General features: G+C 64.0%; 9 protein-coding genes. All 9 read right to left on the minus strand.

The window, feature by feature from the left end; genetic code table 11:
- Positions 1–82: 82 nt before the first annotated feature.
- Positions 83–1090, minus strand: a complete 1008-nt coding sequence (locus AB4Y40_RS00670; protein WP_368686046.1) for a substrate-binding domain-containing protein — start codon at positions 1088–1090, stop codon at positions 83–85.
- A 35-nt stretch (positions 1091–1125) separates the two neighbouring features.
- Positions 1126–2223: an ABC transporter ATP-binding protein gene (locus AB4Y40_RS00675; protein WP_368686047.1), complete on the minus strand. Its 1098-nt coding sequence runs from the start codon at positions 2221–2223 to the stop codon at positions 1126–1128.
- A gap of 9 nt (positions 2224–2232) precedes the next feature.
- Positions 2233–3162 (minus strand): carbohydrate ABC transporter permease, encoded by a 930-nt coding sequence (locus AB4Y40_RS00680; protein WP_368686048.1) that lies wholly within the window; start codon positions 3160–3162, stop codon positions 2233–2235.
- A complete protein-coding gene (locus tag AB4Y40_RS00685; RefSeq protein ID WP_342921279.1) occupies positions 3159–4103 on the minus strand; it encodes a sugar ABC transporter permease in 945 nt (314 codons plus the stop codon). Before AB4Y40_RS00685 ends, AB4Y40_RS00680 begins: the two co-directional genes overlap by 4 nt.
- A gap of 8 nt (positions 4104–4111) precedes the next feature.
- The gene (locus tag AB4Y40_RS00690) at positions 4112–5350 is read right to left on the minus strand and encodes an ABC transporter substrate-binding protein (RefSeq protein WP_368686049.1); all 1239 of its coding nucleotides are present in this window, start codon (positions 5348–5350) and stop codon (positions 4112–4114) included.
- 244 nt (positions 5351–5594) lie between these two features.
- Positions 5595–6998, minus strand: coding sequence for a GH1 family beta-glucosidase (locus tag AB4Y40_RS00695; RefSeq protein WP_368686050.1), 1404 nt, complete (start codon positions 6996–6998; stop codon positions 5595–5597).
- 207 nt (positions 6999–7205) lie between these two features.
- Positions 7206–8882 carry a SulP family inorganic anion transporter gene (locus AB4Y40_RS00700; protein WP_368686051.1) on the minus strand — a complete coding sequence of 559 codons (1677 nt, stop codon included), beginning with the start codon at positions 8880–8882 and terminating at the stop codon, positions 7206–7208.
- A 196-nt stretch (positions 8883–9078) separates the two neighbouring features.
- Positions 9079–10803, minus strand: a complete 1725-nt coding sequence (locus tag AB4Y40_RS00705; protein ID WP_368686052.1) for a SpoVR family protein — start codon at positions 10801–10803, stop codon at positions 9079–9081.
- The gene (locus AB4Y40_RS00710) at positions 10800–12068 is read right to left on the minus strand and encodes a YeaH/YhbH family protein (protein WP_342921284.1); all 1269 of its coding nucleotides are present in this window, start codon (positions 12066–12068) and stop codon (positions 10800–10802) included. Before AB4Y40_RS00710 ends, AB4Y40_RS00705 begins: the two co-directional genes overlap by 4 nt.
- Positions 12069–12110: the final 42 nt, after the last annotated feature.

Consider the following 12110-nt stretch of genomic DNA (forward strand, 5'->3'; position numbering starts at 1 on the left):
CGCGACTTGCCGCCTCACGGGTGTGGCTCCCCACCCTCACCTTCGCCTCCACCGCCGTTGCTCGATGCACGCGACGCGCGCTTTACTTCGCCCGTACCACCGAATCGCGCATCGTCACGCTCACGGGGAACGTGCGCTCGATCGGCCACTGCGTGCCGTAGCACTGGTTGATGAGCCAGCGCACCGCATTGCGCGTGAGCTCCGCGGTGGGAATGTGCACCGAGGTCAGCGCCGGCGCCATGTAGGCCGCCGAATAATCGTCGTCGTAGCCGATCACCGAAACGTCGTGGGGCACGCGCAAGCCTGCCTGCTGCAGGCGCGCGAGCGCACTCATGGCCATCGTATCGTTCGCGCAGAACAGCCCGGTGAAGCGGTGTTTGCGTTCGAGAAGCGTCCCGGCCGCCACATAGCCGCCTTCGGGCGAAAAGTCCGAGACGATATGCGGCACGGTCCGGCGCTCGATGCCGTGACGCGCCAGCTCGGCGAAAAATCCATGCAGACGCGCCGCATTGTCCGACGACGTGGACGGGCCGCCGATCACCGCAAGCTCGCGATGGCCGTGCTCAATGAGCGTGCGGGCAGCCATCTCGCCGCCGTGAAAGTGATCGGCGCAAAACGATGCTTCGGGTAACTGATCGAATGAGCGGTTCAGGAAGGCCATGCGCGGGTGCATGGCGTGCAGCATCTGCAGGTCGTCGTCGTACAGGTCGTGGCTGATGACAACCACGCCGTCGCAATCGCGGCCGATCAGGAAGCGCACGGCCTCGATCGCCTGCTCGCGCGGCGAAGCTTCGCCGCAACCGGTGGCCACCACCACATGGCGCCGTACGGCGCGCAGCTGCGTATCGGTTTCCTTCAGGATGGTGCCGTAGTACGAGCCGAAAAACGTCGGCACGAAGATACCGATGATGCCGAGCGACTTCGTGGCCATCGCGCGGCCGATGGACGAAGGCCGGAAATTGAGCTGCTCGATCGCGGCCTGCACACGCGCGGCCGCCTCCGCCGACACCGGACCGTTGCCCGATATCGCCCGCGAAGCCGTCGAAAGGCCCACGCCGGCCAGCGCCGCCACGTCTTTCAGGGTCGCCACGTTCCTGGTCTCTCTGTCTTTATCGGTTGTATGCATCAAATGCGTGCGCCGGTTTCTTCGTCGAACAGCGAAACATGCGCACCGTCGATGGAGAACGGCACCGCCGCCCCACTCGCCAGCGGCGTCTTGTCCTGATCGATCGACGCGATCTGCCCTCCCTGATGCTCGATCCACAGGACACGATGATTGCCCATGGGCTCCACGAGCGTCAAGCGGCCTTCCCACGACGCTTCGTGCGGGCGCACTGCGCCACCTGCGCGCACGTCTTCCGGACGCACGCCGAGCACGCAGGGGCGCGTCGGATCCGGCGTGCCCTTGAACGCGTAAGCCGACACATCCACGTCGAGGCCCGGCCCGCGAAAGCGCAGCCGGCCTTCGTCGGCTTCGAGCCGGCCACGCAGCAGGTTCATCGGCGGCGCGCCGAGGAAGGTCGCGACGAACAGGTTTTCGGGGCGCGCGTAGACTTCGGCCGGCGTGCCGAACTGCTGGATCGCCCCGCCCTTCATCACCGCCATGCGCGTGGCGAGCGTCATCGCCTCGACCTGGTCGTGCGTCACGTAGATCATCGTCGCGCCGAGTTGCTGGTGCAGCTGCTTCAGTTCGCGGCGCAATTCGGTGCGCAGCTTGGCGTCGAGGTTGGAGAGCGGCTCGTCGAACAGGAACACGTCCGCCTCGCGCACGAGTGCACGCCCGATCGCCACGCGCTGGCGCTGGCCGCCCGAGAGCTGCGCGGGTTTGCGCGCAAGCAGCGGCCCGAGCTGCAGCATGTCGGCGGCGCGCTTCACGCGGCGGTCGATTTCCGCCTTCGGTGTGCCATTGATCCGCAGTGCGAACGAGAGATTGCGCTCCACGTTCATGGTCGGATAGAGCGCGTACGACTGGAACACGAGCGCGACGCCCCGATCCTTCGGGTCGGCCCATGTCATGTCCTCGCCGCCGATCTCGATGCTGCCGTCGGTCACGTCGACGAGGCCCGCGATGCTGTGCAGCAAGGTGGATTTGCCGCAGCCCGATGGCCCGAGCAGCACGACGAACTCGCCTGCGCGCACATCGAGATCGAGTTCGTCGATCACCGTGTTCGCGCCGAGGTCGATGCGCAGGTTGCGTACGGAAACGTTCGTGAGATTGCCCATGGCCTGCTCCTAGCCTTTCACCGCGCCCGAGGCGATGCCGCGCACGAACCAGCGCCCCGAAATGAAGTAGATCGCGAGCGGCACGGCCGACGTGAGGATCGTCGCGGCCATGTTGACGTTGTAGATACGCTCGCCGGTCGTCGTGTTGATGATGTTGTTCAGCTGCACCGTCATCGGCAGGTTTTTCGTGCCCGCGAACACGAGGCCAAGAACGTAGTCGTTCCAGATGCCGGTGACCTGCATGATGATCGCCACGACGATGATCGGCACCGACATCGGCAGCATGAGCTGCACGAAGATGCGCCAGAACCCGCCGCCGTCGATGCGCGCGGCCTTGAACAGCTCCTGCGGCAACGACGCATAGTAGTTGCGGAACAGGAGTGTCATGACCGGCATGCCGAAGATCGTGTGTATCACGACGATGCCCGGCAGCGAGCTGAACAGATGCACGAAGGCCAGCACGCGCACGAGCGGGTACACCATCACCTGCACGGGAATGAACGCGCCCGCGAGCAGAATGCCGAACAGCACGCCTGCGCCGCGCGGCCGCCAGAACGACAGCGCGTAGCCATTCACGGCGCCTACGGCAATGGAGATGACCGTGCTCGGCACGACGATGCGCACCGAATTCCAGAAGCCCACGCGAATGCCGCCGCAGTCGAGTCCCGTGCACGCGGAGGACCACGCGTCGCGCCACGGCGCGAGCGTGAAATGCACCGGCAGCGCGAGTAGATGGCCAAGGCGGATCTCGGTCATCGGCTTCACCGAAGTCACCAGCATCACATAGAGCGGCAGCAGGAAGAACAGCGCCGCCGTGAACAGAAACGCATACACGCCGAGCCGCGCGGGCGTGAAGCGGCTGCGCGGCTTGCGCCGCTTTTGCGCCGCACGCGCGGAAGCGGGCGCGGGACGCAGCGAATCGGCCAAAGGCGTGCTCATGCCCGGTCTCCTTTGAGCGCCGCGCGGCTGCGCGCGTAGAAGAATGGCGCAAGAATCGCGAGGACGGTAGCGAGCAGCACGATCGACGCTGCCGAAGCGAGCCCGATGTTCGCGCGATTGAACAGGTAATCCATGATGAATTTCGCGGGTACCTCGCTCGCGGTGCCGGGGCCGCCCTGGGTCATCGCGACCACGGCGTCGTAGAGCTTCACGACCATCACGAAGAGCAGCACGAATGCCGTGGAAAGCGAGGTCTTGAGCATCGGCACGACGATGCTCGCGTACACGCGCCAGCGCGGAATGCCGTCGAGGCGCGCGGCCTTCCATATCTCGTCGTCGATGCCGCGCAGGCCCGCGAGCATCAGCGCCATCACGAGGCCCGAGGCCTGCCACACCGTGGCGATCACGAGCGTGTAGATCGCGAAGCGCTGCGTGACGATCCAGTCGAAGCGCGCGTGCTCGAAGCCCATGTGCCGCAGCACGGCCTGCACGCCGAGTTCGGGGTTGAGGATCCACTGCCAGACGAGGCCCGTTGCGACGAACGACATCGCATAGGGATAGAGAAACACCGTGCGCAGCGCGCCTTCCGCCACGACGCGCTGGTCGATGAAGATCGCGAGCAGCAGCCCGATCACGAGGCACGCCGCGATGAAGCACGCGCCGTAGATCACGAGATTCTGCAGCGACAGGATCCAGCGGTCGTTCTGGAAGAGCCGCACGTACTGCGTCACGCCCGCGAAGGTGTTGGTGGGCAGCGAGCGCGAGAGGCTGAGCGAGACGCGCGCCGTCCACAGCATGGTGCCGAGATACGCGAACAGGACCGTCGCCGCCATCGGCGCGAGCGCGATCCAGGCGGCGAGCGAGAGCCGCCGCCGCGCGGGGCGCGCGCTGCGCGCTTGCCCCGTCTGGCGTTTGGCCGGGTGCAGCTTGGCGGCGTACATGATTGCGCTCAGCTCTGGATTGCCATGGCAAAGGCTTTCTGCGCGTCTTCGGCCGACTGGTTCTTGTTCCAGAAGTTCGTGATGACGTCCTGCAGCGCGCCCTGGACATCAGGCGGAATCAGCATTTCCGGATTCGGCAGTTGCCGCGACTTGTCCTTCATGATCGTCATGCCCTCCTTCGCGCAGATGTCGAAGCCCGAGGTGTCCACGTCGGGGCGAATCGGAATCGAGCCCTTCTTCTGGTTGAACGCGACCTGCGCGGCAGGCGACGTCATCACCGTGGCGAGCAGCTGCTGCGCCTTGAGCTGCTCGGGGTTGTCGGTCTTCGGGAACACGAACACGTCGCCGGCGATCATGTACGGCGACTTCGGGAAACCGGGGAAGCATCCGAAGTCCTTGCCCGCCACCTGGTTCGCGGCCGAAAACTCGCCCTTGGCCCAGTCGCCCATGATCTGCATGCCCGCCTTGCCGGAAATCACGAGCGCCGTGGCGTCGTTCCAGTTGCGGCCAGGCGAGCCCGGATCTACGTAATTATGCAGCCGCTTGAAGGTCGTGAGCACGTTGCGGAACGCGGGCGAATTCACGGCGTTCGCGTCGCGGTCGCGGTACACCTTCATGTAGAGATCGCGGTCCATGTCGGCGAAGATGGCGTCGAAGGTGATCTTCTCCTGCCATGCCTGGCCACCCAGCGCGAGCGGAATCAGCCCGGCCGACTTGAGCTTGTCGAGATCGGCGAAGAGTTGGTCGAAATTCTGCGGTTCGCTCGTGATCCCGGCCTTGGCGAACGCGGGCTTCGAATAGAAGAACCAGTCCTGCATGTGGATGTTCACGGGCGCGGCATAGTAATGCCCTTTGACCTTGATCGCCGTGAGAATCGATTCAGGGAAGATGGCGCTCCAGTTCTCTTTCGTTGCGACCGCATCGACATTGTTCAGGAGTCCCTGGTCGATGAGATCGTGAAACTGCTTGGACGTATTGAACTGCGCAGCGGTGGGCGGATCGCCGCCCACGATGCGGTTGATTGCCGTCGCGCGCGCCTGGTCCCCACCGGCGATCGCGTTGTCCACCCACTTGCCACCCGCCTGATCGTAGGCAAGCGCGAACTGCTTGATCGCGGCCGACTCGCCGCCCGACGTCCACCAGTGAATCACGTTGGCCTTGAGCGGCTCCGCGGCATGCGCCGCGAGCGCGCCGGCCAGCGCGAGAGCGGCGACGATGCCGCGCAGAACGGGTGCGTTGTGCTTCATTGCGTCTCCTGTCGATCCGGAGTTGGCGCTTCAGCTGTCGCCTGGCGTCAGTGCGTTCGGCACCGGCGTCGGGCCCATGCAGGGCTCCGGTTGCTCCGGGTTGGTCTGCAAAAGCTTGTGGGTTGGAAGTTTCGTCGGCCACGGCGCGTCGTACGGCATGCCCGAGCGTCGCATGCGCTGCCGTGGTTGTCACGCTAGTTGTTGCCCTTGCTCGGTAACCCTGTCAAGCGCCCTCGATGTGCCATCAAGCGCCATCGAGCGCGCGCCGCTGCGCGATGAAATGCGCGATGAGTTCCGCGCTGCGCTTGGGCGTGCGAACCTGCGTGTCGTAATCGACATGCACGACGCCAAAGCGCCGCTCATAGCCGAACGCCCATTCGAAGTTGTCGAGCAGCGACCAGACGAAATAGCCGCGTACATCCACGCCAGCCTTGATCGCGGCGTCCACCGCGGCGAGATGGCGCTTGAGGAACGAGATGCGCTGCGTGTCGTTGACCTCGCCGTCGCGCACGCGGTCGTCCGAAGCCATGCCGTTCTCGGTGATATAAATCGGCGGCAGGTTCTCGTAGGTGCGGCCAAAACCGATCAGCAGGTCGCGCAGACCGTCGGGGTGAACCTCCCACCCCATCTGCGTGCGCTCGACGTCCTTCAGCGGCACTTCGACGAAGCCGTGCGCACCGTCGCTCTTCACGTTGGTGCGGAAATAGTAGTTGATGCCGAGAAAATCGAGCGGCGCCGAGATCGTCTTCATGTCGCCTTCGAGCACGAGCGGCTCGGTGCCCGGCCACAGCTCGAAGAGTTCGTCGGGATACGCGCCCTTGAGCAGCGGATCGAGAATCCACGCGTTGTGCTGCACTTCGAAGCGGCGCGCGGCGCGCACATCTTCCGGCGACGACGAGTCGGGCGTGCCGCGCCCCACGTTGGCGACGATGCCCTTGGTCGAGCCCGGATCGTTCGCACGCAGCACGCCGGTGGCGAGGCCGTGTCCGAGCAGCAGATGATGCATGGCCTGGGTGGCGTAGCGGCCGTTTGCGAGGCCCGGCGCGTGATGGCCGTTGCCGTAGCCGAGGTACGCCGAGCACCACGGCTCGTTGAGCGTCATCCATGCGTCGACGAGGCCGGACAGTTCGCGGCTCATGAGGTCCGCGTAGTCGGCGAAGCGATAAGCGGTGTCGCGATTGAGCCAGCCGCCGCGATCTTCCAGATGCTGCGGCAGATCCCAGTGGTAGAGCGTGGCGAAGGTGCGTACGCCCTTCTCCCGCAGGCGCTCCAGCAAGCGCTTGTAGAAGGCGATGCCTTGAGCATTGGGCCGGCCCTTCTCGTCCATCACGCGCGGCCAGGCGATCGAAAAGCGGTAGGCCTCGAAGTTCAGGCTCTCGAGCAGGTCGAGATCGGCCTCCCAACGGTGATAGTGGTCGCAGGCCACGGCGCCCGTGTCGCCCGCGAGCACCTTGCCCGGCGTGGCGCTGAAGGTGTCCCAGATCGACGGCAGGCGGCCGTCCTCGTGAATCGCGCCTTCGATCTGATACGAAGCCGTGGCCGCGCCCAGGAGGAAGTCGCTGCGCCACAGCGCGGAGCTGGCGGGCGGAGTGAACGGATCGTCGGCAACTGCGGCGGCGGAATGCGGCAATGCGGTGTCCTGAGTCACGAAGCCTCCTGCGCGGAAGTCACCGGCGATGCGTTCTGGGTAGCCGGATCGGGTTGAAGTGGAAGCGCTTCCACAGCGCTTGAGGCGCACAATAGCAGCGGCGAATTCCGACGGGCAATCGGGGTTTTTCTGGACGTTTTTATGTAGCTGCTTCACACGTTTTTCGCACTACATGGCCTTTTCGTTTGTAGCATGGCTACACGGGCCTCACGCATCCGAGCGCGACTCCAGCTCGGGACGCACCGCCGCGAGCGCTTCGTGCAGCGTCGGGAAGATATTCGCACGGCCCACCACGGCCGTGATGCCGTGCCGATCCATGTCCGCAAGCAGATAGCGGTTCACGCGCCCGAAAATCACCTTCACGCCGCGCTCCGCGAGTTCCGCACAGAGGTCGATCACGGCGCGCCCCGCGGAATAATCGAGATCGGTAATCGCCCCCGCATCCACGACCACGCAGTGCACGGGCGACGGCGCCCGATCGATCAACATGCGCAGTTCGTCGACGAACAGGTGGTCGTTCGCATAGAACAGGTCAGCACCGAACCGATAGACGATCAGCCCCGGCGCCGTGAGTTGGCCCGCCTGCGCGGGTTCGGGCAGCCAGTGCCCCTCCTCGTTCGGCACGAGCACCATGGTGTGCGGCCGGTAGCTATGGCGCACGTGCCGCAGCAACGACAGGCCGATTGCGATGAGGATACCGTTCTCCACGCCGATCACGACGACGGCGAGCGCCGTCGTCACCGCGAGCCGGAATTCACCGGGACTTTCGCGGCGAATGTCGATCAGCTGGCGAATGTTGACGAGCCCCACGGCAATCGTGAAGACGATTGCGGCCAGCACGCAATGCGGCAGGTATTGCAGCAGGCGGCTGAAGAACAGCAGCACCACGAGCACGACGCCCGCGAACACGAGCTGCGCGAACTGGCTGCGCGCACCGGCCTGATCGGCCATGGCGGTCTGCGTGAGGCTGCCGTTCACGACGAACGCGCCGCTAATCGAAGCCGCCGCGTTGGCTGCCGCGAGGCCGAGGAGATTGGTGTCCTCGTCGGTGCGCTCGCCGTAACGTTCGGCAAACGCGCGGCTCGTGGCCGCGCTCTGGGCGACGATGATGACGAAGCACGACGCCGCCACCTGCAGCAGATCGATCATCTGGAACCAGCCCACCGCGGGAAAGCTCAGGCGCGGCAAGCCGCCCTGCACCGGGCCGATCACCGAAATGCCGTGGCCCGCGAAGTTCAGCATGGCGCTCGCGGCGATGCTCCCCGCCACGGCGACGAGCGGCACCGGCCAGCGCGGCCGCAACTTCTTGAAGAGCAGGATCGCGGCCACGACGACGACAGCGATGGCAAGCGTCGGCCAGTGAATCGCGCCCAGTTGGGTGACGATCTGCTTGATCTGCAGGACCGTGCGGCGCGAATTGACAGCAATGCCAAGCATGTCGCCGAGCATCGCCACGCCCACCTGCACGCCCACGCCCGTGAGAAAACCTGCGAGGACGGTGCGCGAGAGAAAGTCCGCGAGAAAGCCGAGACGAAACAGGCGCGCGATCAACAACATCACGGCCGTGAGCAAGGCGGTCATGCCCGCGAGCGCGACATATTCGGCACTCGAGGGCGCCGCCATGGTCGTGAGACGGCTCGCGAAAATGGTGGCCGTGGCGGAATCGGCGGCAACCACGAGATGACGCGACGCGCCAAAGAGTGCGAACGCAACGAGCGGCAGAAAGCCCGTGTACAGACCGGTTACGGCAGGCATGCCCGCGATGCGCGCGTAGCCGAGCAGTTGCGGCACGTTCATCGAGGCAAGCTGCACACCGGCGAGCGCATCGCGCAATGCAGACGCGCGAGACAGCGGCCGCACGCCGCGAAACAGTTCAAACGCCATTACGCCATCCTTTCGAAATCCGCCTCTGCGGGCGGTGTTTTTTTAGCTGCAGGTTCACTGGCGCAGTATGTTAGCGCGCATGGGCGTTCCGGTACGTGTTCGATTGCAGCGTCGTTGCACAGGCATCAATGAAAGAGGCCAGCCCGCGGGCTGGCCTCATGACGGATACGCTCAACCGCGTTTCGCAGCGCGATGGCTATACGCGAATCGGCGGCGGCACATAACGGCATTCGTAGCGTTTTCGGACCGTGCCGTTCTCGTCCACGCTTTCGAGGAACACGTCGAATTGCCAGAGGCGCGCCATGTGGCGCAGCACTTCGTCGGTATCGCCCGAAAGGTGACGATTGTCGCTCATGAAGTGACGCAGCGTGAGACTGCGATCGCCGCGCGTGTTCACCGACCACACCTGGATATTCGGCTCGCGATGATGCATGTCGTACTGACGCGAGAGCGCCTGGCGCACGTACTGGTAGCCGCTTTCATCGTGGATCGCCGAGACTTCGAGGGCGTCGCGCATGTCGTCGTCGAGCACCGAGAAGAGCCGCATTTCGCGGATCAGATGCGGCGACAGGTATTGCGCCACGAAACTCTCATCCTTGAAGTTGCGCATGGCGTAGTGCAACGCCTTGAGCCACGGACTGCCGGCCAGCTCGGGGAACCACTTGCGGTCCTCCTCCGTGGGGCTTTCGCAGATGCGGCGAATGTCGCTCATCATCGAAAAGCCGAGCGCATACGGATTGATGCCGCTGTAATACGGCTTCGTCACCGGCGGCTGATAGATCACGTTGCTGTGCGAATGCAGGAACTCCATCATGAAGCCGTCTTCGAGCTTGCCCTGCGTATAAAGCGTGTTGAGCAGCGTGTAATGCCAGAACGTGGCCCAGCCTTCGTTCATGACCTGGGTTTGCCGCTGCGGGTAGAAGTATTGCCCGATCTTGCGCACGATACGGATGACTTCGCGCTCCCACGGCTCGAGCAGCGGCGAGTTCTTTTCGGCGAAATACAGCAGGTTTTCCTGCGGCTCCGGCGGAAAGCGCTCGTCGATCTCCTCGGCAACGGGCATTTGCTGCTTGGGCAGCGTGCGCCACAGCTCATTGACCTGCGACTGCAGATAAGCCTCTCGTTCCCGGCGCAATGCGGCCTCGCGTTCGAGCGAGAGCTTTTGCGGGCGTTTGTAGCGGTCCACGCCGTAATTCATGAGCGCGTGGCACGAGTCGAGCAACTCTTCCACGCGGTCGAGACCATAGCGTTCCTCGCATTCGGCGATGTAATTCTTCGCATAGACGAGGTAGTCGATGATCGCGTGCGCGTCCGTCCAGAGACGGAACAGATAGTTGCCCTTGAAGAACGAGTTGTGCCCGTACGCGGCGTGCGCGATCACGAGCGCCTGCATCGTCATGGTGTTCTCTTCCATGAGATACGCGATGCAGGGGTTGGAGTTGATGACGATCTCGTAGGCGAGACCCATCTGGCCGCGGCGATAGCTCTTTTCGGTGGAGAGAAAGTGCTTGCCGAACGACCAGTGGCGATAGTTCACCGGCATGCCGACGGACGCATAGGCGTCCATCATCTGCTCGGCGCTGATCAGTTCGAGCTGGATCGGATAGACATCCAGTTCGTATTGCTCTGCAACATGCGAGATATGAGTGTCGTACTCCTCGATGAGTTCGAAGGTCCAGTCGGAGGGGCACGGCAACGGCCGTTTGTCGGCTACGTTCATTTGCACTTCCCTTTGCTGGGCGAGCCCATGCTCCTTGTGGCGAGCAGCCCCGGCGGCATGTCCGGGCGCTTCGGCGTCTTCGTGGTGGCCGGGCTTGCGCTCGTCACCGTGTTCGCCATGATGCCCTTTTTCGTGGCCGCTCGTCTTCCGGCGCTCCGGCTCGTAGCCGCGCGCCTCATTGTGCAGGTGGCGTGTCGTCATGAGTGCTCCACCTGCTTTTCGAAAAGCTCCCGGAACACCGGGTAGATGTCCGCCGCGGTGTCGACTTTTTTCATCGCCAGATGCGGTTCGGTGAGTGCGAGCTGCGCGTATTCAAGCCAGAGGTTCTGCTCCTCCGGCGTCACCTGAATATACGCAAAATAGCGCACCTGCGGCAGTATGTCATCCGCGAGAATCTTGCGGCATTTGGGCGAATCGTCAGTCCAATTGTCACCGTCCGAAGCCTGTGCGCCGTAGATGTTCCAGTCGCTCGGCGAATAACGGTCTTCGATCACTTTTTTCATCAGCTCCAGCGCGCTCGACACGACCGTGCCGCCGCTTTCGGTGGAATGAAAGAAGGTGTCCTCGTCCACTTCCTCGGCGCGCGTGTGGTGGCGAATGAAGACCACCTCGATCTTTTCGTAATTGCGCTTGAGGAACAGGTACAGCAGGATGAAGAAGCGCTTGGACAAGTCCTTGCGCTGCTCGTCCATCGAGCCCGACACGTCCATCAGGCAGAACATCACGGCCTGGCTCGACGGTTGCGGCTGCTTCACGCGATTCACGTAACGCAGATCGAACGGGTCGATGAACGGAATGCGCCAGATGCGCCCGCGCAAATGATGAATCTGCTCTTCGAGCAGCGCGATTTCTTCGCGCCGGTCGGCCGGGTCGGCCTTGAGCGCTTCGAGCTGCTCCTCGAGTTCGTGCAGTTCGTTGACGAGCGGCGCACCGAGCGCGATGCGACGGCCGAGCGCGCTGCGCAGCGATCTCACGACGTCGATGTTGTTCGGCGTGCCTTCGGCCGCCCAGCCCGCGCGGATGCTCTTCCACGTCGGCACGGCCATGAGATGGGTTTTGACGAGGCGCGGCAGTTCGAGGTCGTCGAAGAAGTACTGCATGAATTCTTCGCGGGAGAGTTCGAACACGAAGTCGTCCTGACCTTCGCCCTCGTTGCTCGCCTGGCTGCCGCCACCGCCCCCGCCGCCCTGTGGGCGCGGAATGCGGTCGCCGCGAATGTAGTCCTCGTTGCCTGGGTGAACCATTTCGCGCTTGCCGCCGGGGCCGTGCCGGAACGACGGCTCCGCGATGTCCTTGCGCGGAATGGTGATGCTCTGGTTGCTCTGTATGTCCCTGATGCTGCGGTCACGCACCGCTTCCGAAACGGCGTGACGAATATAGTTCTTCACGCGGCGCAAAAAGCGCTCGCGGTTAGCAATGCTCTTGTTCTTTCCGGCTAGCCTGCGGTCGATGATTTGATGAAGCACATCCAGTCTCCCGCTCCAGTTGCGAATGGGCGAGGTGCGCAG

The organism is Paraburkholderia sp. EG287B, from assembly GCF_040965595.1.
Taxonomy (GTDB): domain Bacteria; phylum Pseudomonadota; class Gammaproteobacteria; order Burkholderiales; family Burkholderiaceae; genus Paraburkholderia.